Below are 25,448 nucleotides of genomic sequence, written 5' to 3'. Positions count from 1 at the left end.
TAAGTCCGGTACAATACCGAACTCAAACCAGCCAAACAACTGCATAACAAAAACTCTAACTTTTAGGGGTCACTACCGTTCCGCGCATTCTCGATTTTTTCGAGCACAGGCTATGTAAAATCGCGCATTAGCGGTAGCGGAGATGATGCGAGAGGCGGCGCCCAGTGTAACCCATCTGCGCGCACATTTTAATCAAGATCGCGCATTTAAAGTGAAGTTCCGCGCATTCTCAATTTTTCCGAGCGCAGGCTATGCAAAATCGCGCATCAGCTAACCACGGGGAATTTCAGACGGAGCGAGATCCTCAGTCGAATGAATAATTCATCTTGATTTTCAGGCGTCGACTTGATATAATTCTACCGTGCGTGAAGAAACTCTGTTTCGAAGAGATTCAGGGCAAAAGGGAGATGAAAGATTATGAAACAGGATATCCATCCTAATTACCAAAAGGTTGTCTTTTTAGACACAAGCACAGGCTTCAAATTTTTGAGTGGTTCTACAAAAGGATCTGCTGAAACAATTGAATGGGAAGATGGTAACACTTACCCACTTCTTAAAGTTGAGATCAGCTCTGATTCTCACCCGTTCTACACTGGTAAGCAGAAGCTTAACGATGTGGGCGGACGTGTTGACCGTTTCAAAAAGAAATACAACCTATAAGAAATATAGCGGGCAGGTTTCTTGCCTGCTTTTTTTCTGTCTATACATATGAGTGACAATAAAAACAAAGTCTATACATGTCTAAAAAAGTGCGGTATCGTATCATAAAAGGAAGAGTTAGGTGGGAACACATGTCGAATCATAATCATGAAGGTCAACTAGAAGTGATATGCGGAGGAATGTTCTCGGGTAAAAGTGAGGAGCTCATTCGTCGTGTGCGTCGTGTGGGATTCGGTAAATTGAAGGCTCAGGTGTTTAAGCCTCTACTGGATAACCGTTATAGTGTAGAAGAGGTTGTGTCCCACAATGGAAACAAGGTCTGGGCAGAACCCGTTTCAAAAGCTTCCGAATTGCTTGAGGCTGTGGATGAAGACACCTCGGTTGTAGCGATTGACGAAGTACAGTTCTTTGATGAGGACATTATCTCAGTCGCCAGCCAGCTTGCTGATGCAGGGAAACGTGTCATTTGTGCCGGGTTGGATCTTGATTTTCGTGGAGAGCCGTTTGGTCCCACTATGAGACTGATGGCGATTGCGGAGCAGGTCACAAAGCTTCAAGCAGTATGCGCGTGTTGTTCTGGTTCAGCCAGTCGAACTCAGCGATTAATTAATGGAGAACCCGCCTCTTATCATGATCCAGTCATATTAGTAGGGGCGTCTGAATCATATGAACCAAGATGTCGAAGCTGCCACAGTGTGCCAGATGTTCCGTCTACTTTTCATCCCGAGCCTGAAGAAACACATTCTACTTGATATGTATCATGCAAATCCAGAGTCCAAGTGACCTGGATTTTTTTGTTGTGGAAAGAATTAAGAAAAATTCTATTATGACATTATTGGAAAAACCTATTTATTGCATTAATTATATTGGTTTAGTATGTTATAAAAGAAGAGTAGATAATAGTACATAAGAGGAGGAAGAGATGAATCTTCAATTTGATCATGTTATTCATTATGTAGACGCACCAAAAGAAGTGCAAAATGACTTAAATCAACAGGGATTTCATTGTGTATACGGGGGGCGACACGAACAACGTGGCTCATATAACACGTTGCTTCATTTTGGTTTAAGTTATATTGAGTACCTTGGTATTGACGATTTTGAAAAATTTAAAGAAGCAGGAGCACAGGATGTCACATACAGTCCATTTTCCACGATCGCATCAGATTCCTTTAAAGAAGGCTTTGCAAAAATCTGCATTCGTACTACGCATCTGGAAGAGTTGGCTGAAACATTTAAAGCAAAAGGCTTAAACGTAAATGGTCCTGTTCCACTTAGTCGCAGGCAACCTGATGGAAAGCTATTAGAATGGTCATTGTTATTTGTTGGAGATGAGAATTCAGATCTTCCGCTACCATTTTTTATTGATTGGCATCAAAGTGATGAACAACGAGAACAAAGCTTACGAAATAGTGGAGTTATTGCAAACAACGCCAATCAGCATCTACAAATACAGCAAATAGATATGGCGGTAAGGGACGTAAAAGAAACCGCCCGTAATTGGAGCGAATGGTTTGAACTAGATCTCTCGGATGTAGAGTACGATGAGGACCTCCATGCCAATGTTCAAACGCTTCATTTGCCAGGTGTTCACGTTCGTTTTGCTGAACCGGTTCAAGATGGTAAGGCCAAGCAGGTGCTTAGTGATCGCGGGGAACGGCCATTTCAATTACATCTAAAAGGGTCAGACCAAGAAGATCAATGGTTATTACATGATGGGTACTACAAATTTATATAAAGAGATTAGGGAGTGGAGAGATGAAAAAAAGATATATACTTGCCTCATTGGTTGCCGTTTCTGCAGTAGGATTAACTGCATGTAATTCAGGATCAGAAGCTGAGGATACCATTCGTATTGGCTTTCAGACAGGGAACACTTTAAATGTTCTGAAGGAGAGTGGATTTCTGGAGGAGCGTATCGAGGAGGATGAACTCGATGTCAACATAGAATGGATTGAATTTGATCAAGGCGGAGCTGTTATGGAAGCTCTCGCTACAAATAATATTGACTATGGGAATGCCGCAGATGGGCCAGGGATTTTTGCTCAAGCCCAAGATCGAGACATCGTGTATGTAGGGGCTAGTCTTCCCCATGAAGAAGGTGTCGGAATTATGGTTAAAGAAGGTTCTGATATTGAAACTCCCGCTGATTTAGAAGGAAAAAGCATTGCAGCCTTAGAGGGTGGGAACCATCACTATCTTGCTATTCTAGCATTAGAAGCAGAGGGATTAGACGTGGACGATGTAGACTTCCGCTATATGGGGGACGCCTCACAAGGACGAGCTGCCTTAGAAACAGACGAAGTAGACGCTTTGGCTTCGTGGGACCCGTTTTTTGCTGGGGTTGAACATTCATTAGATGTAAGAACACTTAATCACAATGTAGAGGATTATCCTAATCGTACATTCTACTTTTCAACACCTCGTTTTACTGAGGAATCCCCCGAATTGGTTCAACTTTTGTTAGAAGAAACGAACCGTTCTGATCAATGGGCAAATGAAAATCCTGATGAAGTCGCCGAGTTATTATCAACCATTATCGGAATTGATAAAGAGGTCCTTGATACGGTCGTGAACCGCAGAATATATGGTGTAGAGAATATTAATGAGGACATTATAGCTGCTCAGCAAAAACAAGCGGATGACTATTTACGTGTTGGTTTAATCGAAAACGAGTTAGACGTATCCGAAATCATGCCAGTAGATGCGCCGTGGGCAACAGATAATATTGAATAGTTTAGTAGGTGAAGACAATGAATAAAACATTACAAACACAAATACTGCCGTGGGTGCTACCGTTGCTATTGCTAGTGACGTGGCAGGTTATCGCTTCTGTTGAGCTGGTATCTTCTAGCCTGTTCCCGCCACCTACAACAGTACTATCCTCATTTTGGTCCCTGGTTACCACGGGTGTTCTTTTTACACATATGCAAATTAGCCTTTATCGTGCATTTTTAGGACTTTTAATTGGTGGCATGATCGGACTCGTGTTAGGTATTTTAAATGGATGGTCGAAAGTTTCCTTTTTTACCTTTGATACAAGTATACAAATGGTCAGGAATATTCCCCACTTAGCATTACTACCGCTTGCGATTGTATGGTTAGGTATTGGAGAAACCTCTAAGATTTTTTTGGTGGCGTTAGGGGTCATGTTCCCGATTTATATTAATACATTACATGGAATTCGTGGAATTGATCCTGGATACGTGGAAATGGGGAAGATGTATGGTCTTAGAGGCTGGCAGCTTTTTAGACATATCTATTTACCTGGAGCCTTGCCATCTATTTTTGTTGGGTTTCGCTACGCACTAGGTGTGATGTGGCTGACATTAATTGTAGCAGAAACAATTGCTACAAGTGATGGATTAGGGTACCTTGCGATGAATGCAAGACAATTTATGCAGACAGAGGTTATCATCGTCACGGTGATTATCTATGCATTTTTAGGGAAATTAGCTGATGTCATAGCTCAGGCTGGTGAACAAAAAGCTTTGCGCTGGCATCCTAATTATCGTAAATAGGAGAGTTGCAAAATGAGTGAGGCTGTCAAAGTCGGAGTAGAAATTGAAATAAAAGAGCTCTATAAATCATTTGATCATAAAGAAGTTCTTAAGAATATTAATCTGACCGTAAAAAGAGGTCAATTTGTAGCAATTGTCGGAAAAAGCGGAAGTGGGAAAAGCACGCTGTTACGCTTAACTGCCGGGTTGGAAAAAGCAGAATCCGGAACATTACTGTTTAATGAACAAGAGATAAAACAGTCACAAGCCAATGTGACCATGATGTATCAGGATTCACGTTTGTTACCATGGAAAAAAGTAATGGATAATGTAGTTCTCGGACTAAAAAGTAATAAAAAGCAGGACGCGAATAAGGCGCTTGATGCAGTGGGACTAACTGAATTTGCCAATGTTTGGCCAGCCACTTTATCCGGTGGTCAAAAGCAGCGAGTGGCCCTAGCGAGAGCACTTATTCGTCATCCTGATCTTATGATGCTTGACGAACCACTTAGTGCATTAGATGCTTTAACAAGAAATGAAATGCAAGATCTCATTGAACAAATTTGGATGGAGAATGAGTTCACTGCCTTGCTTGTTACACATGATGTACGAGAGGCCGTTAAATTAGCGGACCGTATTATTTTATTAGAAGATGGCACCATTACATTGGATATTGAGAACCATGCGGAAAGACCTCGTACGACTACGGATCCTCAGATTATTGACATTGAAGAGCAAATCTTATCAAGAATTATGGAAGAAGAAAAAAACACCTGAGAAGTAAGTATACCCAGCACACCTAAAAGTAGGTGTGCTGGGTAACTTTACGTTTATCTCCTTCTCGCCGTCTGCTGTAATGGATCCCAGACGCTGTTGTAGGGAGGGGCGTAGGATAAGTCGAGATTCTCGATTTCTTCCATGGTCACGTAAAAATATAAAGCCGTTGCCAGAACATCAACACGTTTATCGACACCTGTTTTGCCAATAAATTGTCCACCAAGCACTTGCTCGTTATCTCCATGATAAACCAAAAGGCAGTGTAAGCGTTCGGCATTGGGATGGTAGGCCGCACTTGTAGAGGTTTCGGTTTCAGACACGGCACAAGGGAAGCCGAGGTCCGTAGCTTCTGCTGTATTTAAGCCGGTTCTGGCAAGGGTTAAATCAAAAAACTGCATAATAGCTGTGCCTACCACACCCTGAAAAGGTCGGGCCAAGCCAATCATATTTAAGCCTGCCAATCGACCTTGCTTGTTCGCATGGGTGCCAAGAGGAAGAAAGTCATCCTTCTGTTTTAATCTGTGATACTGTGTGGCGCAATCTCCAGCTGCATAAATGTCGGGTATATTTGTCTCTAAGTACGCATTAACCTTTATCGCTTTCCTATCAGACAGATGAAGGCCACTACCTTGAAGGAAATTTGTATTTGGTGTAACTCCTACGGCAACAAGAACCAGATCTGTATCAAGGCTTTGTCGATTGGTTTTTACTTTGGCTACATTCCCATCTTGATCGCCTTCAAAGCTTGTCACTTCTTCACCGAGCAATAGTTCGACCCCATGCTTTTTTGCTTCATCTTCTATCAATGTAGACATTTGTTTCTCAAAACCGGCTCCGAGGAGTTCCGAGCGATTAATGATCGTCACCTTTTTATTGAGTAGTACCAGGTTTTCGGCCACTTCTAAACCGATGTAGCCGCCACCGACAATGGTTACGTGCTTTACTTCATCCGTTAAGTTCTCCATAATTTGCTGTGCATCCGGAATCGTTTTTAATGTATGTATTCGTCCAAGGCTGCCCCCACCCCAATCAGATGGAACAATCGGGCGAGCACCTGTAGCAATTAAAAGCTTATCGTAAGGGACGGTAAAGTGATCGCCGCTTACTGTTTTTTTCTTCGTATCTATACTTGTAACGGTGTGCTCCACCCGCGCATCAATGCCATGCTTCTCTCGAAATGTTTGTACGTCTCGGGCCACCAGCTGTTCCTCATCTTCAACAACCCCACTTAATAAATAGGGCAGACCACATTGGGCATAAGAATAGTAATTCCCGCTTTCGAGGACCGTGACATTCGCTCCTTTGTCGTTCCGAACAATTTGCATCGCAGCGCTCATACCGGCTGCATCGCCACCAATGATAACATAATCCATAAATAACACCTCGTTTAACTTAATTCATATTCATCTAAGGTTTCCCCAGCTGCTTCTTTTTGAAACGGTAAAAAATTGACTTTGATTGACGAACGGTAGTAGCTTTCGTATGATTATATCAGTCTTTTTAAGGATTCGGGAGGGCTTGAATTCATGCTCGTTGTGAGGAAAGTATTAAATAATAATGTATTGGTCGCCGCACATCCCGATTATGATGAGGTTGTGTTGATTGGCAAGGGCTTAGGCTTTGGCAAAATGCCGGGTGATGAGGTTGGGCGTGAACAAGCGGAGAAGTTCTTTGTTCTAAAAGAGGAGTCAGAACAAAAGCAGTATCGCCACTTGATGCAATATATAGATGAAACATTTCTTAGTGTCATGAATGATGTGATGGAAATGATTGAAGATAAGCTTCACACACGTTTATATGAGCATATTCATGTGGCGTTAACAGATCACTTATTTTACGCCATCAAACGAATAAAGCAGGGGCAGGGAATTACTAATCCCTTTTTAAAGGAAACCGAGCTTGCCTATCCAAAGGAATTCAAAGTAGCGTCGGATATTCGAGAGTACTTGTTTGAGAAGCTGAATGTGCGCTTACCGGATAGTGAAATTGGCTTTATTACACTTCATATTCATAGCGGAATATCCAATCGTAGCCTTCAAGATGTGAATGCGCACACACGATTAATTGCTCAATTGGTAGAAATTATTGAAGAGCGCCTGCAAATTACCGTGGATCGTTCAGAAATCAATTACCTGAGACTAGTCCGCCACCTTCATTTTGCGATCGAACGGGTGGAGACGGAACAATTTCTCGATCCGATGGAAGCGCTTAAGGATGTATTGCAAAAGGAGTATCCCGTGTGCTATACTTTGTCATGGAATCTAATAAAGGTGATGCAGCAATCTCTTAAGAAGCAAATTCCTGAGGGAGAAGCCGTCTATTTGACGCTTCATTTGCAACGCCTCACACAATCATAAATCTATCGTTTTCTTGAACGTGTTACTGGTGATGCAGGCATGAGAGAAAGAAAACGTTCGTATGTCCCATTGGAGGAGTCTATCCTTTTTGGCCGCGAGCGTTCTTTCCCTCATGCCTTTTTTGTGTGGATTTATCATGATTATAGGAGGTTTTAGCTATGTTTAAAGAAGCTTTTGGAGTATTACAACGGATGGGACGAGCTCTCATGCTACCGGTTGCGCTCTTACCAGCGGCCGGAATCCTACTCGCATTTGGAGATGCCATGCAAAATCCGGACATCCTAAATGCGATGCCGTTTTTAGCAAACGATGTCTTTGCGATGATTTCAACATTAATGCTAGAGACAGGGGATATTGTCTTTGCAAACCTACCCTTACTCTTTGCGGTTGGGGTGGCCATCGGATTATCAAATGGTGATGGAGTCGCAGGACTTGCTGCGATCATTGGGTTTCTCATCATTAATGTAACGATGGGGACCATGGGTGGCATTACGCCGGATATGGTTGCGGAGGATCCTGCTTATGCAAACGTCTTAGGAATCTCAACCCTATCAACCGGTGTATTTGGCGGGGTTATTGCAGGGCTGTTGGCCTCATTCACCTTTAACAAATACTATAATATTAATCTACCGCAATACTTGGGCTTTTTTGCTGGTAAACGTTTTGTGCCAATTGCTACAGCATTTTTTGCGATTTTTGTCGGAGTTGCATTGCATTTTGTTTGGCCGTTTATTCAAACAGGTCTTAACTCCTTCTCATATTTTATGACAGAAGCAAGCCCTGCACTTAGCGTCTACATCTTTGGTGTCATTGAACGCGCATTGATTCCATTTGGCTTGCATCATATTTTTTATTCGCCATTCTGGTTTGAATTCGGGACGTACACCACGGCTGCCGGTGAGATGGTACGAGGTGACCAAGCTATGTTCTTCGCCCAGATACGTGACGGCGTAGAACCAACAGCCGGAGCATTTATGGTTGGGAAGTTTCCATTTATGATGTTTGGTCTTCCGGCCGCAGCACTTGCGATCTATCACTGTGCGAAACCACAGCACAAAAAAGTAGTAGCTGGTCTAATGGGTTCTGCAGCGCTTACCGCGTTTTTAACAGGAATCACTGAACCACTTGAATTTAGCTTCTTATTTGTAGCACCAATTTTATTTGTAATTCACACCTTAATTGCGGGTCTTTCCTTTTTACTCATGTTCCTACTTGATGTAAAAATCGGAATGAGCTTCTCAGGAGGAGTCATCGATTTCCTTTTATATGGCGTACTACCTAACCGCACAGAGTGGTGGTGGGTCATCATCGTAGGTCTTGGCTTCTCTGTCATTTACTACGTGCTCTTCCGCTTTGCCATTCTGAAGTTTAATCTGATGACACCAGGACGCGAGGAAGAAGAAGAGTCTGAGGAAGGCGCGGGAGGGTCCAGTGCCGTGGGCGACCTTCCATATGAAGTTCTGACAGCTCTAGGTAATAAAGAAAACATTAGCAATTTGGATGCTTGCATCACACGTCTACGTGTATCCGTGAAAGATGTAGACCAAGTAAACAAAGCTCGCCTGAAAAAGCTGGGAGCCTCTGGCGTTATGCAGGTTGGTCAAAACATCCAAGCCATATTCGGCCCGAAATCAGATCAGCTTAAAGGGCAAATTCAGGATATTATCAGTGGAAAAACACCTTCCCCAATAGCAGAGGTGGATGTGGAGTCGGTCGCTGTTTCAGGTGACGGAGATTTGAATTTCACTCTACCAATTAAAGGCGAGATCCTTCCAATTACCGACGTCCCAGACAAGGTATTTGCCGGAAAAATGATGGGAGACGGCTTTGCTATAAAACCAACAGAGGGCATCGTGCACTCGCCAGTCACCGGAACCATCGTCAACTTTTTCCCGACAAAGCATGCCTTAGGAATCGTTGATGAAACAGGAAGAGAAATCTTGCTCCATGTCGGCATCGACACGGTTCACCTAAACGGAGAAGGCTTTGAAGCGTTGGTTGAACAAGGAGATCAAGTCGAACAAGGGCAAGAACTGCTTCGCTTCGATTTGGATGTAATTGGAGAAAAAGCAGCATCTATCATTACACCAATCGTCTTTACCAATTTGGCTGAGGGAGAATTCATTCAGCTTTTGCAAACTGGTGAAACAGACATCGGAACAGAGCATGTGATGATGATAAAAAAAGCAGAATAAGGTGAGGCTAGCCGCGAGTGTCTGAGGATGCTCGCGGTTTTTTGTTTGGGATTACTGACGGGAATGAAGCCGGACATAAGTTAAGCCATCTAATAGTGTTGATGGATTGAAAGTGGAGCGATAGCCAGCTGAATAGGAGCGATGGAGTGGAAAGTGAAACGATAGATAGCCGGATTGAAACGATAGACCTCAAAGTGAAACGATGGACAGCCGGATTGAAACGATAGACCTCAAAGTGAAACGATGGACAGCCGGATTGAAACGATAGAGTCCAAAGTGAAACGATGGATAGCGGAATTGAAACGATGGAACACAAAGTGAAACGATAGACCCCAAAAGTAAACAGTTAGCCCCGAGTAATGCTCGACACCAAGCCCTTCCTGCCCCAAGTTCATTTGTCCAACGATAAAAAATCGGGTAAGGTAGATATAAAGAGATCACATCAGATTAATTCCATGGTTAAACACATGTTCCATCGTAATAGGAGGATATATAAATTCGTACGGACTCAAAAAGACCAAGCGTCAGATAAGAGGGGGAGGTACATATATTATGGTTAGCGATAGAGTCAGTCAGATATTGATGTTTGCTTGGATGTTTATTGTCGTTTATGTGATTACTGCACATTTATTTTTAGCAGCTTTCTTGAGTGTGGTTATTATGCTTAGTCGGTTATTTGGGCAAAAATATAGAACGGAGGGCGAGCGTCACTCAGCTGAGAAACGCTACAAGCAGTCAAAGTGGTTGCCTGTGTTTTCTGTGGTTCTGCTCCTTGTGCTTGGCATGTTTACGACGATTTCTGTATGGAGAATGGTTGTTGTCGGTGGGTTATTTCTGGTGCTTACGGTGTTTGAACTTGTCGACTCCTATCTTTGGTACAAAAAAGAGACGGCAAACGCTTGACCCTGCAGTGTCACGTTGACCGTGATGCGCCTATATACTATACTTAGAACGTTATGCAAAGAACGGCTATTATGTTATGAGGTGAAGACATGTTTGATCGTTTACAGTCCATCGAGGACAGATATGATCGGTTAAATGAACTATTAAGTGATCCGGATATTATAAGTGATACAAAACGACTTCGCGAGTATTCCAAAGAGCAGTCTGGTATTGAAGAGACGGTTCAGGCGTATCGTGAGTATAAAGAAGTGGATGCTCAGCTGAAGGACGCTAAAGTGATGCTTGAGGATAAGCTGGATGATGAGATGTATGCAATGGTGAAGGAAGAGATTTCTGAACTAACGTCTCAAATCACCGAGCTTGAAGATCGCTTACGCATTCTCCTCCTTCCAAAGGATCCGAATGATGACAAGAACGTTATTGTTGAGATTCGTGGAGCAGCTGGAGGAGACGAGGCTCAGCTTTTTGCTGGGGATCTCTACAAAATGTACCACCGTTTTGCTGAGGCTCAAGGCTGGAAGATTGAAGTGATGGAAGCGACAACGACAGAACTTGGTGGCTATAAAGAAATTATTTTTATGGTTAATGGTGCTGGTGCGTATTCCAAACTAAAATACGAAAATGGTGCTCATCGTGTGCAACGCGTTCCTTCAACGGAATCTGGCGGGCGTATTCATACATCTACAGCTACTGTGGCAGTGCTGCCTGAGGCTGAAGAGGTTGAGGTTGAAATCCATGAGAAGGATATTCGTGTGGATACCTTTGCTTCCAGCGGACCAGGCGGACAAAGTGTTAACACGACCATGTCTGCTGTTCGTTTAACACATATGCCGACAAGTACCGTGGTATCAATGCAGGATGAGAAGTCACAGATAAAAAATAAAGAAAAAGCGATGAAGATTTTACGTGCACGTGTGTTTGATAAAATCAATCGTGAAATTCAAGCTGAATACGATGAAACGCGGAAGACGGCTGTAGGAACAGGGGACCGTTCGGAACGTATTCGTACGTATAATTTCCCGCAAAGCCGTGTTACGGATCACCGGATTGGATTAACTCTGCAAAAGCTTGAGCAAATCCTTCAAGGCAAGCTGGATGAAATTATAGATACACTTATTATGGAAGAGCAGTCTGAGCTTATGCAAAGGGCTGAAGATTAAGATGAGTCAAGTTCGAACCATACATGAAGCCCTCCGCTGGGCTTCTTCTTTTTTAGAAGAACGTCAAGGGGAGACAATGGCAGGAGAGTGGCTATTGCGCCACCATTTAAACGTAGAAAGAGCGGGGTTGTTTGCAAGATTCCACGATCCAATTGAACCAGCTATATGGACAGCTTATCAAGAGGACGTCCACAAGCTTGCAGATGGAGTTCCTGTCCAGCATCTAATTGGCTATGAGGAGTTTTTTGGTCGTCGTTTCAATGTGTCTGGGCATGTGCTGATCCCTAGGCCGGAGACAGAGGAGCTTATTATCGCTGTCTTGGAACGGCGCAAAGCCATATTTAGTGATCGCCACGTAAAGGTTGTTGATGTTGGCACAGGCAGTGGAATCATTGCTACTACGCTCAGCTTAGAGGATGAGGCCCTCTCCGTATCAGCCACAGATCTATCTCCCGATGCATTAAAGATGGCCAAACAGAATGCGAATACACACCAAGCCAGCATTACCTTTTACCAAGGGGATTTACTAAAACCGTTGATCGATAACCAGGAAACATTCGACATCATCGTCTCTAACCCACCCTACATTCCAGAAGGGGAAAGAGAAACGCTTGCTGTTCACGTACGTGAGCATGAACCGGAGCTAGCGCTTTTTGCGGGAGAGGATGGACTTGCGTGCTACCGTCAGCTAATCGCCCAGCTTAAAGATGTGGTAAAACCTGTTGCGATTGTTGCCTTTGAGGTAGGAGCAGGTCAAGGAGAGACGGTCAGACACATGCTTCAACAGGCATTCCCTTCTACACAAACCGAGGTTCGATACGACATCAATCAGAAGGATCGAATAGTATTGGCCTACGGAGAATTTGTCGAAGAGTTATAGGTTTAGCTTGGACCCTTCCCGCCCACAATAGGTAGGGAAGGGATGGTGCTGGGGATGAAACCACAAGCTATTATATATCTATTATTCTCTTTTTTTGTATTAATTATGAGCTGGGAAGATCAGGGGAATCAAGCGGTTGCGGCGTTCCATCAAGAGGTCAGTCAGGAGGACGCCATTCGCCTGCGTATTCTAGCAAACAGTGATTCAATTAGCGATCAAAAGCTAAAACGCGAGATTCGAGATCAAGTGAATACATCCATTACCGAATGGGTGCAGGATATAGATTCTAAGCAAGAGGCTATGACGGTGATCGAATCCCGATTAGAAGAAATTGAACAGATTGTGGCCACTGAGCTACAAAAACGTGGGATTCAACAATCCTACGAGGTTGGCTTTGACCAGGTTGATTTTCCAACAAAGCTTTATGGCAATCTAGTGTATCCAGCCGGTGATTATCAAGCCGTTTTGATTACACTGGGTGAAGGCTTAGGAGAGAACTGGTGGTGCGTTCTATTTCCCCCTCTTTGTTTTATTGATATGGAGCAAAGCGAAGCCGTATCAACAGAAGCTGAAGCAGCAGAACTGGAAGAAGAGCCAGAGGTCGAGGTTTCCTTTTTCTTTGTTGAATTCTTCCAAGGCGTATTTGATTTCTTGTTTAGGGCAGATTCAACCAGCTTAGAGTAAAAATTAGTCATACGTAAGACAAGCCCTGCATAGGATGGAGCAAACCATGCTAAAGGGGGGGATTCGTTTGACGATGGTATTTAGACAAGCTCAGGATCGCGATCTTTTATATATTCAAAAAATGCTAGCAAAAGCAGGGATGAAAGAGGAAGATGTACGAAATATTACCCGCTTTTTTCTTGTGGCAGAAACCATTCATAACGATATTGTAGGCATTATTGGGCTAGAACCAGTGGGAGAGTACGGGTTGCTGCGGTCGCTTGTATTAGAGGCTGGGGCTTTTACCCCGGCAAAAGGATTAGGATTTTTAGAAGCAGCCTTAGCCTATGGACGAAAGCTGGAGCTAAAGGAAGTCTTTTTACTGACCAAGCAGGCTGGGGCATTTTTTACTCAGTTAGATTTTAAACAAGTGGAGCCAGAAGAAGTGCCAATTGAAATAAAACGATTATCACATTTCCAGCAATTTGAGGGTCAGGATGTTTCGATTTTTGCCTGTGCATTACTTGAGCAACCATGTGAATAAATCATCGAAGTGACAGGCTTATCTACAGGTTATCCACAGGTGTGGGTAACCTGCTTTTTAGTATGCGAACGGGTGTACTTATATGAATGATGCTACGAAATTAGTAGCGTGAAAACCCTGTCATATCAGTCAATATGCCGATTTTTCCGACAATGTTGACAAATGCAAAGATGAATCTCAAAATAAGGAGGATAGGAGCTGTGATATGAGTTATATACAGACAAAGCGATGGAACGTGAATAAGTCAAATAATCAAAAAAATTACCGAGAAAATATTGCTGAGGCTGCTCTGTGGTTGAAAGCGGGGAAAGTTGTAGCGTTTCCAACAGAGACGGTTTATGGTCTAGGTGGAAATATTATGGATGATGATGCGGTGAAGGCTATTTTTCAAGCAAAAGGTAGACCCAACGACAATCCGCTTATTGTACATATTGCTAGACGAGAACAGCTAAATGCATTGGTTTCCGAAATTCCGCCTGCAGCTAAGGAATTAATGGACGCCTATTGGCCAGGCCCTCTGACCCTCATTTTTAAGGCTAGTAAAAATGTGTCTGCCGCTGTAACAGCAGGATTAGAAACAGTGGCCGTTCGGATGCCCGCCCACCCGGTGGCGTACGATTTGCTCCTTGAAGCAGACGTACCTGTTGCCGCACCAAGCGCTAATCTATCTGGCAGACCAAGTCCAACGACGGCCGACCATGTTTGGGACGATTTAGAGGGGAGAATAGCGGGTGTGTTGGATGGAGGCACAACCGGAGTAGGCTTAGAATCGACCGTGCTTGATGTGAGCGGTGAGAGCCCAGTGATTTATCGCCCAGGCGGTTTAACCTTTGAGCAAATCGCTGAAATTGTGGGGCACGTAGAGGTGGATCCAGCCTTACTCTCGGAATCCGAAACACCTAAATCCCCAGGCATGAAGTATACGCACTACGCTCCAAAAGGAAGCTTAACGCTCGTGCGCGATAATAACGACATTCCGGAATTAGTCGCACAAGCTCGCAACGAAGGACATCGGGTAGGAGTATTAACCACGGAACAGCGCAAGCAAAGCTATGACTGCGACTTCGCATTTGCGTGCGGCTCAGATGATGACCTCTTATCAACCGCAGCCCAACTATATACCGGCCTGCGACAATTTGACACAGAGCAAATCGATGTCATCTACTCAGAGGTATTTCCAGAGCACGGAGTAGGCATCGCCATCATGAACCGCCTCCGCAAAGCCGCTGGAGGACGGATTGTGTAAGGAAACAAGTCAGCTAAAGCTGGCTTGTTTTTTTATGTAAATGTAAGGGAGTTGAGGTAGAGGAGAGGAGGAATCGGCGTGAAGCTCTTGAAAGCGGCGGGAGGAGCAGATATCGGGAAAGAGGAACGGATATCGGGGAAGAGGAGCAGATATCGGGGAAGAGCCGGCGATATCGGGAAAGAGAAGCAGATATCGGGAAAGAGGAACGGATATCGAGAAAGAGGAGCAGATATCGGGAAAGAGGAACGGATATCGGGAAAGAGAAGCGAATATCGGGAATCAGAAGGTGATATCGGGAAATAGCAACCAATATCATAAATAAAAGGCACTAACTTTACAAAAGGTTCCGATAGTAAGTAATTCATGCTTGGACTTTTTTCTGGTCGCATTTCTAAACGTGTCGGGCATCCTGCCAATACTCTGTACTGCGCTTTTTTAAAGATCTCTTTACCCGTCTCCTCCAACATAGGTTGTCTATTTTCTCTTGGACGTGCATACATTCAAATAGCACGTTCGGGGAGTGGGTAAACAGTGAGTGAACTTGTGACGATATTAATAATGGCGGGAGCTTTAGGCATGGATGCGTTTTCTGTGACGTTAGGCATGGGTATGCTGGGGCTTCGCGGACAGCAAATTTTTCGGATTGGTTTAACGATTGGTCTGTTCCACGTTGCGATGCCGCTTTTGGGTATGGCGTGTGGGAAGTGGCTGTCTCTCTATTTTGATATGGTAGCCATTTATATTGGTGGTGGGCTTTTGCTCCTCATTGGTTTACAGATGATTCTTTCGGCGTTTTCAACGGAGGAGCATTCCTTTTTGAAGCCGGTGGGTTGGGGTCTTGCGGCGTTTGCCATTAGTGTGAGTCTGGATAGCTTTTCAGCGGGTTTAAGCTTTGGCATTCTAGGGGCAAAAACGATGGTGACGGTATTTTTGATTGGTCTTGTGAGTATGCTGCTTTCTTGGGCGGGATTGTTGATCGGTTCGCGTTTTCACCAGTACATCGGTATTTACGGTGAACTGCTGGGCGGGAGTATATTGATTGGCTTTGGCATTAAAATTATGCTGCCGCTTTGATGGATAAGAAGTGATAAAATAAGGACAATGAATAATAAGCAAATCAAAGGAGAGGTCCGAATTGAAAAATATCCTTTTTGTCTGTACAGGAAACACTTGCCGCAGCCCATTAGCAGAATACCTTTTAAAAGAAAAAGCGGGAGATGTTGTCGCTGTTCAATCAGCGGGTGTGACAGCTTGGCCAGGGGTGCCAATGTCTGAGGGCTCGGCTGATGTTCTTAATCGAAAGGGCATTCATCATCGACACGTTTCCCAGTCTGTGACTCCTGAATTATTGGAGTGGGCAGACATAGTGCTTACAATGACCAGAAGTCATAAGGAGATGCTGACGATTCATCACGCTTCTGTGACGGATAAGGTCTTTACTCTAAAAGAATTTACAGCTGCGGGTGGCGACATTGCCGACCCAGTTGGTGGACCGCAACAAGAATATGATCAAGTGGCAGCAGAGCTTGAAAAGTGTGTCAATGATCTGCTGAAAAAAATAGAATAGCGTGAGTGTGTGAGGAGAGGTTGAATTGGAGAACGAAAAACAAAAATATCGCTTTAGCCTGCGTAAGAAGCTTGTACTGGGTGTCAGTGGACTTGCACTGGTAACCTATGGAATCAGTGCCTTGTTTATATTTGTACTCTCGGATTACCTTGCAGAGTGGTTGGGGGTCAATCAGGAATTTCTCACGATATTAACGCTGGTCGCGGGGGTTTTATGGACCGGGATTCTATGCTTTTGGGGAGCTGGCTATATTACAAAGCCACTTAATCGCTTGGAGTCATCTGCACGCAGAGCGGCAGCTGGGGACATTCAGGATGACGTAGAGGTGGCCGCATCAGATGATGAAGTACGGGCACTCGGGGAAGCCTACAATGAAATGCTAAGAAATCTGCGTCAAATGGTTCAGGATATTGACCACAGCTTTGTTGCAACAGAGCAGCGTGTTACGGCCATGACCTCTTCCTCAGAAGTTGCATCCTCTCGTGCAACAAAAATGGGTGAAACCCTTGAGGCAATTTCTAAAGGTGCTGAAGGCTCAGCGCATGTTAGTCGAGAAAATGCCGAATCAATGGAACGAGCGAAGGACATTGCAAAACAGGTCAAAACGAGCGCGGACCAATCAAGAAATTCTTCTAAACAACTGGTCGATAATTTAAACGAAAGTCGTACGGTAATTAAAGGGCTGGTTGAAGGGATTCGCTTACTCGCTGATAACAATCAAGCCTCCCTAGGAGCGGTTCAAAAGCTAGAGAAGCAGGCAGACGAAGTGGAAAATATCATTTCGCTTGTCGGTGAAATTGCCGGTCAAACAAATTTACTTGCCCTGAATGCTTCTATCGAGGCGGCAAGAGCTGGAGAGCAGGGTAAGGGATTTGCGGTCGTTGCAGAAGAGGTTCGTAAGCTTGCTGATGAAAGCGCTCAAGCGGTAGCGGATATTACGACACTCGTACATACGATTCAAGTAGAAGTAAAAAATGTGGTTTCGCAAATTGGCAACCAAGTAACTGAAGCAAATCAGCAATCTAAAAAGGGTGAAGAGACAAGCCGTGCGATGAAAGAAATGACACGCTCCGTAGACGAGGTAGCGTCCGTTATTTCCGACATCAATAAAATGATTGATCAACAATTGGAAGCCATCCAAGTCACCGCAAAAGCCTCGCAGGAGGTGGCGGCGATTGCTGAGGAGACCTCTCGTGACTCATCAAGCGTTACAGAACTGGCTAACGAACAGACAAATGTCATTAATCACACATTGAATGCCGCTCAAGAATTAGCTGAACAAGCGAAGAGATTGAAGGCAACCATTGAAAGGTTTACAATATAAGAACAAGAGAAAAAACGCCGCGCTGGATCGGGCGTTTTTTTCTGGACCAATTTTATAAAAAAGGTGGTACCACAGATGAAAATTGCCATTGCTTCAGACCATGCGGGTGTAGATTTAAAAGAAAGTATTAAAGAAGTGATTGATGAGCTTGGACATGAATGCGAGGACTTTGGGCCGAAAACTAAAGCTTCCGTTGACTATGCTGATTATGCATTTCCAGCAGCAGAGAAAGTGGCGGATGGAACCTTTGATCGCGGGATCCTCATTTGTGGAACGGGCATCGGTATGTCGATTGCTGCGAATAAAGTAAAAGGCATACGCTGTGCACTGGTTCATGATTTATTTTCCGCTAAAATGACACGGGAGCATAATGACAGCAACATGCTGGCCATGGGCGAAAGAGTTGTTGGCCCAGGCATCGCAATCGAGATTGCGCGCACCTGGCTACAAACCGAATTCGAAGGCGGTCGGCACGCAACACGTATTGGCAAAGTAACAAGCTACGAGTGCTAGGAGGTAAGGCATATGAATCAAACACCTGAAGCCATCCGGGCGTCACTTTTGACATTGCTCGAAGATTTACATCAGGCAAAACCCCTCACATCAAAGCATTTACTTGTGATTGGGACAAGTACAAGTGAAGTGATGGGCGAGCACATTGGTTCAAATGGATCAAAGCAAGCAGCAGAAGCCATTTATTCTGCTTTGTTAGAATATAAGCAAAAAAGCGGCGTTCGGTTGGCCTTCCAGTGCTGTGAACACCTAAACCGTGCTCTGGTGCTCGAAGCAGAAGCGGCTGAGATCAAAGGCTACGACCCAGTGTCTGCCATCCCTGTGCGTAAAGCAGGAGGGGCGATGGCGGAGTACGCTTTTTCGCAAATGAGTGAGCCGGTTTTAGTGGAGCGCATTCAAGCGGACGCAGGTATTGATATTGGGGATACGTTTATCGGTATGCATCTTCGTGAGGTAGCTGTGCCGGTGCGCAGCAGTATTAAGGAGATTGGACACGCTCATGTCTCTATGGCCATTACACGGCCGAAGCTAATCGGCGGCATAAGAGCTGTATACGAATAAAGGTACTTGCAAAAAAGCAGAATGATTTTTTGTGGGAATCGATAAATATTACGGAAATGATCGTTGCAATATGATAGTATATAGTGGAATCTTAATAGAATTAGTCTAAAACCGAATGAGAGCGGTTTTTGAGAGGGGAATGGGTAATGGAGAATCTAAAGAAGCAGGATGCAAAAATTCTAGAAGCGATTAATTTGGAGCTAGGTCGTCAGCGAGATAAAATTGAACTGATCGCCTCAGAAAACTTTGTTAGTGAAGCAGTAATGGAAGCTCAAGGATCTGTTCTAACGAATAAGTACGCAGAAGGTTACCCTGGCAGACGCTATTACGGTGGCTGTGAATATGTAGATATCGTAGAGGAAGTGGCACAGGAGCGAGTTAACCAAATCTTTGGTTCTTCGTATGCAAACGTCCAGCCCCACTCAGGAGCCCAGGCGAATATGGCTGTATACTATACGGTGCTTGAGCACGGAGATACTGTTCTCGGAATGAATCTTTCCCATGGTGGTCATTTAACTCATGGTAGTCCGGCAAACTTTAGTGGTGTTCAATATAACTTTATTGAGTACGGTGTAGATAAAGAAACGCACCGCATTGATTATGATGTGGTTCGAGAGCTTGCCAAAGAACACAAGCCAAAAATGATCGTAGCAGGCGCCAGTGCGTACCCGCGTGCCATTGATTTTGCGAAGTTCCGTGAGATTGCCGATGAAGTAGGCGCGTACCTAATGGTTGATATGGCTCATATTGCTGGACTTGTAGCAGCGGGCTTACATCAAAACCCAGTTCCACACGCTCATTTTGTGACATCAACAACTCACAAAACTCTTCGTGGACCACGTGGCGGTGTCATCCTAGCAAACGAAGAAATTGGTGAGAAGTACGGAAAAGCACTAAATAAATCAATTTTCCCTGGGATCCAAGGTGGACCGCTAATGCACGTTATCTCTGCAAAAGCTGTTGCCTTTGGTGAAGCGCTACAACCAGAATTTAAAACGTATGCACAAAACGTCATCGACAACGCCAAGCGCTTAGGTGAAGTTTTACAATCTGAAGGCGTGAACATCGTGTCTGGTGGTTCAGATAATCACATCGTATTAATGGATCTTCAGTCGCTTGAACTAACAGGTAAAGTGGCAGAGAAAGCTCTTGACCATGTAGGGATTACAACAAACAAAAACACAATTCCATTTGATCCACAAAGCCCATTTGTTACAAGCGGTATTCGTCTTGGTACGGCTGCAGTAACCACACGTGGCTTTGATGGAGAAGCGATGGAAGAAGTAGGTAAGCTAATTGCCTTAACATTAAAAAATGTGGATAATGAAGACGTGGTTGAGCAGGTTCGCACCCGCGTAGCCGACCTCACTGCAAAATATCCAATGTATCCAAATCTTTAAAATATGTCGACCTCTTGTTTCGCTTAGCGCGTAGCAGGAGGTTTTTGTTAGCATTGTAAAGTTTTCAGACTTGAACAAGAACCTGGTTTCCGCTAGAATGCTTTAAGGAATGTCCATAAAAAGGAGTGAATCGCCATGGGTAAAGTATACGTTTTTGATCATCCCCTCATTCAGCATAAATTGTCATACATACGTGATAAAGAAACAGGAACAAAAGAATTTCGCGAACTAGTAGAAGAGGTCGCCGCATTAATGGCCTTTGAAATCACCCGTGACTTATCCCTTGAAGAAACAGTCGTCGAAACACCAGTAGGACCTGCAAAAGCAAATCGAATTGCAGGCAAAAAACTAGGCGTTGTTCCTATTTTACGAGCAGGCCTAGGCATGACAGATGGAATTTTGCGTATGATCCCCGCAGCCAAGGTTGGACACGTCGGATTGTATCGTGACCCAGAAACATTAAAGCCGGTGGAATACTACGTAAAGCTTCCAAAAGACGTTGAAGAGCGCGATTTCATTGTCATTGACCCTATGCTTGCAACGGGTGGTTCGGCTATCGATGCCATCTCAAGCATCAAAAAACGCGGTGCCACCAATATTAAGCTAATGTGCTTAGTCGCAGCACCAGAAGGCGTAAAAGCCTTCAACGAAGCTCATCCAGATGTTGACGTCTACTTAGCCGCAATGGACGAAAAGCTAAACGATCACGGCTACATTGTCCCAGGCCTAGGTGACGCAGGAGACCGCCTATTCGGCACAAAGTAATGGATAAAAAAATATGTGTGAATCCCCCCAGAATTGATTTCTGGGGGATTTTTTTGGGGGAGAGCGGAGGCGTGTAATGAAAGCGGTGGATCCCAACAATTTGCGCGATAAGAAGCCAAACATGCGCGAAAATGGATGGAGGATGCGCGGAATTTTTAAATATGCGCGAAAACAGAGACGGAATGCGCGTTGTGTTAGATAAACTGCTCGATAAATTTTAAAATGAGCGGAAATGAAGGAGAACTGTGCGATAACGTGAATCTCCGATATACCTGTGATTAAAGTAGGAGCTGCTCATTCCCGAAACCGCAATCTCAATGCCAAAAAACCTCGCATTCCAGAAACCCCCATCTCATTCCCGGAAAAAGCCCATCACTCCCGAAGCACCGCCCCACCCCATCCACTCCACCACTCAAAAATCCATTATCTAGGTGCATAATGCGATGCGTACTCCCTCATACTACATAGGATAACGATTAAAATGGGGAGGTGAGAGGATTGAAACAGATACAGATAGGGATCGTGATTCTTCTCATTCTATGTTGTTGTCCGCTTGGTGCGCAGGCTGAGGTGCTTTATCCTGATTTGCCTGTCTTATCTAAGGCGGAGGCAGTGGAAGATAATAAGGAAACCGTTGTGATTGTGGGGGCGAAGGATGGGCAGCTGAACAAGGCAATGGAAGAGATCACGCACCGCATCCCAACAAGTAAAATTAGAAAAACGTTCGCCACCCTGTACAATGGCTTTTCTGTCAGTATTCCCAAAAAAGAACTTAAAGCGGTTAAGAATATGAAGCATATTAGTCGAGTAGATGAGATTGTGACGTATCAGGCAGCTTTAGAAGAAAGTGTACCTTTTATCGGTGGTGGTGCGGTCCGAGGTAAGTTGGATAAAGAGGGGCATCGACTGACTGGGGAAGGCGTCAAGGTTGCGGTGATTGATACGGGGGTTGATTATACCCATCCCGATTTAGTGCGTAATTATAAGGGAGGGTACGATATTATAGATGATGACGCGGATCCTATGGAAACACAGGCTTCACAAGGACCGCCTACCTTACATGGCACACATGTTGCAGGAATCATTGCAGCGAATGGGCGTATTCAGGGGGTGGCTCCTGAGGCAGAGATTTATGCGTATCGAGCGCTTGGGCCAGGAGGGCAGGGAACCACAGAGCAGGTGATTGAAGCAATTGAAAAAGCGGTAGAAGATCAGGTGGATGTGTTAAACCTCTCACTTGGAAATACTGTGAACGGTCCGGATTGGCCAACAAGCCTAGCGCTTGATATGGCGGTTGATAAAGGAGTTGTAGCAGTCACCTCTAGCGGTAACAGCGGACCGGCCATGTGGACGGTCGGGTCTCCGGGGACGGCGCAAAAGGCGATTTCAGTGGGTGCGTCGGCCCCGCCGATGCAAACGCCGTACATTACCATTCCTTCAGAGCAGAAGCAACTAGAGCTCAATTCATTAAAAGGGACTGATCGTTGGTCTCTAAAGCGAGATTTTCCTTTCCAATCAGCAGGCTATGGACTAACTGCTGATTTTGAGGAGCTGGATGTAAAAGGCAAGATTGTCCTAATGAAGCGTGGTCGGATATCCTTTGAAGAAAAGGTGAAAGCAGCCCAGTCTGCGGGAGCGGTTGGTATTCTTATCTATAATAATACGAGTGGACCGTTTGTTGGTGGCGTTGAAAATCGCTACGCTCTACCGGCTGGCACATTGAGTCAGGAGGATGGAGAGTGGCTGCTTAAACAGCTAAGTGCCAATTCCACCGCCGTTATTCGAACGATGTATCGCAAGGAACAGGATTTTCTCGCTCCGTTTAGCTCCCGTGGGCCGGTCACATTTTCGTGGGAGGTGAAGCCGGATCTGGTTGCACCGGGCATGAGTATCGACAGCACGGTGCCAGGTGGCTACACGGGGCTTGATGGGACGAGTATGTCTGCCCCGCATGTTGCCGGAGCTGCAGCCCTTTTAGTTCAAGCCCATCCGGAATGGAATCCAGAACAGGTGAAGGCGGCTTTAATGAACTCAGCTAAACAACTTGTGAACAAAGAGGGAGAGCAATATGCGCCTCATGAACAAGGGGCGGGGAGGTTGCAGGTGGATAAGGCGATTGAGCAGGATACCCTCGTTTATCCTGCCGCAATTACATTTGGAAAATGGTCTAAAAATGATATTAGAGAAAAACGAACTGTAACCGTCACTCTTGAAAATCAAAGCTCCTCCACACGGACGTATCATATTGATCCACCCTTTGTTCTACTGGATGGGATGGAGTGGCAGGCTCCTCCTGCTGTGTCGCTCAAGCCTGGAGAGAAGCAGAAAGTAGAGCTTTCTCTAGACTTAATGCCCTCTATTCTTGGAGAAGGTATTCATTATGACCACATTAAGATCACCGGAGGGAAAGAGGATATTTTGCTTCCTTATATTTTGTTTATGGAGGAGCCAGACTATCCACGAGTGATGGCGTTTCAATTTGTACATGGTGATTTGCCCAACACCTATCGCTATGAGTATTACTTGCCAGGTGGCGCAGAGGAGTCTGGTATTGCTCTTTACGATCCAGATACCTTTCAATTTATCACGTATCTGGAGACGAGAGATCATACAGATCGTGGGATGGTAACGGCTGAAATTTCAGAGGTTGCTCTTCCGCCTGGATTATATAAAGCGTTAGTTTATGCGAAACAGGAAGGTAAGGAAGATATCATTGAATCGATGATCTATATTGGTGAGGAGCCAGTTATGTAACTCAAGGGAAAGCGTTTTCTCTTGAGTTTTTCTGGATAATTAAGTATGATTAGCTGGTGGGTCTTGGAAGAAAATACATGCATTATGACAGATGTGTGAACATTATTAAAGAAGATTTTTAAACCCTTTTATTTCCCTTAAAGACACCGTTGACACAAGGATTGCGCTATTGTACGATAACTAAGGACAAATGGTAAGGGTTACATACAAGGCATATCTGACGCATGAATAGATTGTGTTAGGAGGCATTCATGCCAAAAGGACAAGGAAACCTTTGGAAGACGGCAGGACTTGTGTCAATCATCACATCATGTATTGTAGGTGGAACGGTAGGTGGTCTGTTCTTGGGACTATGGCTTGATCGCCGTTTTGAAACAGAACCTGCGTTCATGATTACCTTTCTGTTGGTCGGACTTTTTTCAGGCTGTTATGGAATGTTTCATATCATTCGGCCGTTTTTAGGAGACGATCAAGATGATAGGTGAAGTTGAAACAAATATGAAACGGTACGCGACGATACTTGGAGTATGCGCCGCTATTTGCATGATCGGCTTTTTTTTGAGCCCGTTTCGTATTCCATTTCTGAGTTTTCTGGCAGGATTGCTTGCAGGCTGGGTGAATCTTTTACTGAATTATGCGGATGCAAAAATTGTTGGCAAGGTTGCATTAACGCAGAATCGTAAGCTGTCTATGCTTGTTGGAGTTAGCTTTATTACTCGTTTTTTGTTCCCCGGACTCATTATTTATACCGCGATAAAGAACCCAGAATGGCTGCAGGTTATCTTAGTGTTAGTCGGCTTTTCATCGGTATATGCTATGCTATTTATTGATAGTGTAAGAAAATTTATTTTTAAAGAGAGGTGATGGTGTGTGGACCATGTAATGGCCAAATGGGAAATATACGGACTTACTTTCCATGCCTCAACGATTTTAATGTCGTTTGTTGCAAGTATTATTATCTTCTTGCTTTTCTTTATCGGCACTCGTAATTTATCTATCCGACCTGGTAAGCTTCAGAATTTCCTGGAATGGTCAGTGGATTTTTGCCGGAATATTATTAAAGCCAACATGAGCTGGGACGTTGGCGGACGCTTTATTGCCCTTGCTGTAACACTTCTTTTTTACGTGTTTGTCAGCAACATGCTCGGGATACCATTTGAGATCTACAACAAGGAAACTCATGAGGTTTGGTGGAAATCTCCAACTTCCGATCCTGCTTTAGCACTTTCATTGTCCATTTTTGTAATCATTCTTACTCATATCTATGGAGTGAAAATGAACGGAATGAAAGGTTATTTAAAAGGATATGTAACCCCAGTTTGGGTCCTACTACCTTTTAAGATAATTGAAGAAATTGCTAATATGCTAACTCTTGGTATGCGGTTGTTTGGTAATATTTACGCCAAAGAAATTCTTATGATTCTAATTGTAACCTTTGGGGTATCAGGTTTTGGAATTGAAGGAGCAAACTGGTTTACGTATCTCCTATCTGCTGTTACAGCCATTGTTCCATTAGTTATCTGGCAGGCCTTCAGTATTTTCATAGGAAGCTTGCAGGCTTACATCTTTGCTATGCTTGCCATGGTATATATGGCACATAAAGTAGAAGCACACTAATCTAGTTAACACCGTCCAAACATTGGACAAACTATATAAAAAACTAATTTTACTGGGAGGAT

At 44.3% G+C, this 25,448-nt stretch carries 27 protein-coding genes; 26 read left to right on the top strand and 1 reads right to left on the bottom strand.

Going from position 1 to position 25,448, the window contains the following annotated elements; genetic code table 11:
- Positions 1-417 precede the first annotated feature (417 nt).
- The 6 genes from FN960_RS19890 to FN960_RS19865 all read left to right on the top strand — a co-directional run bounded on the left by FN960_RS19890 (position 418) and on the right by FN960_RS19865 (position 4,937).
- A complete protein-coding gene (locus FN960_RS19890; RefSeq protein ID WP_143850620.1) occupies positions 418-660 on the top strand; it encodes a type B 50S ribosomal protein L31 in 243 nt (80 codons plus the stop codon).
- Between the two features lie 131 nt (positions 661-791).
- Positions 792-1,412 carry a thymidine kinase gene (locus FN960_RS19885; RefSeq protein ID WP_143850619.1) on the top strand — a complete coding sequence of 207 codons (621 nt, stop codon included), beginning with the start codon at positions 792-794 and terminating at the stop codon, positions 1,410-1,412.
- 170 nt (positions 1,413-1,582) lie between these two features.
- On the top strand, positions 1,583-2,398 hold the full coding sequence (locus FN960_RS19880; protein WP_143850618.1) for a VOC family protein: 816 nt from the start codon (positions 1,583-1,585) through the stop codon (positions 2,396-2,398).
- Between the two features lie 20 nt (positions 2,399-2,418).
- Complete coding sequence (locus tag FN960_RS19875; RefSeq protein WP_143850617.1) at positions 2,419-3,396, top strand: aliphatic sulfonate ABC transporter substrate-binding protein; 978 nt, start codon at positions 2,419-2,421, stop codon at positions 3,394-3,396.
- A 17-nt stretch (positions 3,397-3,413) separates the two neighbouring features.
- Positions 3,414-4,181, top strand: a complete 768-nt coding sequence (locus FN960_RS19870; RefSeq protein WP_143850616.1) for an ABC transporter permease subunit — start codon at positions 3,414-3,416, stop codon at positions 4,179-4,181.
- 12 nt (positions 4,182-4,193) lie between these two features.
- The gene (locus tag FN960_RS19865) at positions 4,194-4,937 is read left to right on the top strand and encodes an ATP-binding cassette domain-containing protein (RefSeq protein ID WP_143850615.1); all 744 of its coding nucleotides are present in this window, start codon (positions 4,194-4,196) and stop codon (positions 4,935-4,937) included.
- A gap of 53 nt (positions 4,938-4,990) precedes the next feature.
- Here the strand turns inward: FN960_RS19865 and FN960_RS19860 are convergent, their stop codons facing one another.
- A complete protein-coding gene (locus FN960_RS19860; protein WP_143850614.1) occupies positions 4,991-6,310 on the bottom strand; it encodes an FAD-dependent oxidoreductase in 1,320 nt (439 codons plus the stop codon).
- A gap of 153 nt (positions 6,311-6,463) precedes the next feature.
- Between FN960_RS19860 and glcT the strand changes: the two genes are divergently transcribed.
- The 20 genes from glcT to atpB all read left to right on the top strand — a co-directional run bounded on the left by glcT (position 6,464) and on the right by atpB (position 25,386).
- A complete protein-coding gene (gene glcT, locus FN960_RS19855; RefSeq protein WP_143850613.1) occupies positions 6,464-7,294 on the top strand; it encodes a glucose PTS transporter transcription antiterminator GlcT in 831 nt (276 codons plus the stop codon).
- A gap of 158 nt (positions 7,295-7,452) precedes the next feature.
- Entirely contained in the window at positions 7,453-9,489 is a 2,037-nt protein-coding gene (gene ptsG / locus FN960_RS19850; RefSeq protein WP_143850612.1) for a glucose-specific PTS transporter subunit IIBC, read from the top strand.
- A gap of 552 nt (positions 9,490-10,041) precedes the next feature.
- Positions 10,042-10,392 carry a hypothetical protein gene (locus FN960_RS19845; RefSeq protein ID WP_143850611.1) on the top strand — a complete coding sequence of 117 codons (351 nt, stop codon included), beginning with the start codon at positions 10,042-10,044 and terminating at the stop codon, positions 10,390-10,392.
- Between the two features lie 89 nt (positions 10,393-10,481).
- Positions 10,482-11,552, top strand: a complete 1,071-nt coding sequence (prfA, locus tag FN960_RS19840; RefSeq protein WP_143850610.1) for a peptide chain release factor 1 — start codon at positions 10,482-10,484, stop codon at positions 11,550-11,552.
- A gap of 1 nt (position 11,553) precedes the next feature.
- Complete coding sequence (prmC, locus tag FN960_RS19835; RefSeq protein WP_143850609.1) at positions 11,554-12,432, top strand: peptide chain release factor N(5)-glutamine methyltransferase; 879 nt, start codon at positions 11,554-11,556, stop codon at positions 12,430-12,432.
- A 54-nt stretch (positions 12,433-12,486) separates the two neighbouring features.
- Positions 12,487-13,116: a stage II sporulation protein R gene (spoIIR, locus tag FN960_RS19830; protein WP_143850608.1), complete on the top strand. Its 630-nt coding sequence runs from the start codon at positions 12,487-12,489 to the stop codon at positions 13,114-13,116.
- A gap of 67 nt (positions 13,117-13,183) precedes the next feature.
- Positions 13,184-13,639: a GNAT family N-acetyltransferase gene (locus FN960_RS19825; protein ID WP_143850607.1), complete on the top strand. Its 456-nt coding sequence runs from the start codon at positions 13,184-13,186 to the stop codon at positions 13,637-13,639.
- 205 nt (positions 13,640-13,844) lie between these two features.
- Positions 13,845-14,885 (top strand): L-threonylcarbamoyladenylate synthase, encoded by a 1,041-nt coding sequence (locus FN960_RS19820; RefSeq protein WP_185971121.1) that lies wholly within the window; start codon positions 13,845-13,847, stop codon positions 14,883-14,885.
- Positions 14,886-14,963: 78 nt separating this feature from the next.
- Positions 14,964-15,188, top strand: a complete 225-nt coding sequence (locus FN960_RS19815; protein WP_143850606.1) for a hypothetical protein — start codon at positions 14,964-14,966, stop codon at positions 15,186-15,188.
- A 228-nt stretch (positions 15,189-15,416) separates the two neighbouring features.
- On the top strand, positions 15,417-15,959 hold the full coding sequence (locus tag FN960_RS19810) for a manganese efflux pump MntP (RefSeq protein ID WP_260682080.1): 543 nt from the start codon (positions 15,417-15,419) through the stop codon (positions 15,957-15,959).
- Positions 15,960-16,020: 61 nt separating this feature from the next.
- Complete coding sequence (locus tag FN960_RS19805; RefSeq protein WP_143850605.1) at positions 16,021-16,452, top strand: low molecular weight protein arginine phosphatase; 432 nt, start codon at positions 16,021-16,023, stop codon at positions 16,450-16,452.
- A 25-nt stretch (positions 16,453-16,477) separates the two neighbouring features.
- Complete coding sequence (locus tag FN960_RS19800) at positions 16,478-17,776, top strand: methyl-accepting chemotaxis protein (RefSeq protein ID WP_143850604.1); 1,299 nt, start codon at positions 16,478-16,480, stop codon at positions 17,774-17,776.
- A gap of 75 nt (positions 17,777-17,851) precedes the next feature.
- Positions 17,852-18,289 carry a ribose 5-phosphate isomerase B gene (rpiB, locus tag FN960_RS19795; RefSeq protein ID WP_143850603.1) on the top strand — a complete coding sequence of 146 codons (438 nt, stop codon included), beginning with the start codon at positions 17,852-17,854 and terminating at the stop codon, positions 18,287-18,289.
- Between the two features lie 12 nt (positions 18,290-18,301).
- Complete coding sequence (locus FN960_RS19790; RefSeq protein ID WP_143850602.1) at positions 18,302-18,850, top strand: TIGR01440 family protein; 549 nt, start codon at positions 18,302-18,304, stop codon at positions 18,848-18,850.
- A 146-nt stretch (positions 18,851-18,996) separates the two neighbouring features.
- Entirely contained in the window at positions 18,997-20,250 is a 1,254-nt protein-coding gene (gene glyA / locus FN960_RS19785; protein WP_143850601.1) for a serine hydroxymethyltransferase, read from the top strand.
- Between the two features lie 135 nt (positions 20,251-20,385).
- Positions 20,386-21,015, top strand: coding sequence for a uracil phosphoribosyltransferase (gene upp, locus FN960_RS19780; RefSeq protein WP_143850600.1), 630 nt, complete (start codon positions 20,386-20,388; stop codon positions 21,013-21,015).
- A 498-nt stretch (positions 21,016-21,513) separates the two neighbouring features.
- Positions 21,514-23,769, top strand: coding sequence for a S8 family serine peptidase (locus FN960_RS19775; protein WP_306461632.1), 2,256 nt, complete (start codon positions 21,514-21,516; stop codon positions 23,767-23,769).
- Between the two features lie 251 nt (positions 23,770-24,020).
- Positions 24,021-24,254, top strand: a complete 234-nt coding sequence (locus tag FN960_RS19770; protein ID WP_143850599.1) for an AtpZ/AtpI family protein — start codon at positions 24,021-24,023, stop codon at positions 24,252-24,254.
- A complete protein-coding gene (locus FN960_RS19765; protein WP_143850598.1) occupies positions 24,244-24,633 on the top strand; it encodes an ATP synthase subunit I in 390 nt (129 codons plus the stop codon). Before FN960_RS19770 ends, FN960_RS19765 begins: the two co-directional genes overlap by 11 nt.
- A gap of 6 nt (positions 24,634-24,639) precedes the next feature.
- Positions 24,640-25,386 carry a F0F1 ATP synthase subunit A gene (gene atpB / locus FN960_RS19760; protein WP_438799906.1) on the top strand — a complete coding sequence of 249 codons (747 nt, stop codon included), beginning with the start codon at positions 24,640-24,642 and terminating at the stop codon, positions 25,384-25,386.
- The last annotated feature ends 62 nt before the right edge of the window (positions 25,387-25,448 follow it).

The organism is Alkalicoccobacillus porphyridii (assembly GCF_007293315.1).
Lineage (GTDB): Bacteria > Bacillota > Bacilli > Bacillales > Bacillaceae_D > Alkalicoccobacillus > Alkalicoccobacillus porphyridii.
Note: the sequence above shows the minus strand (reverse complement) of the source record. Positions and strands in the feature narration are given on the sequence as shown.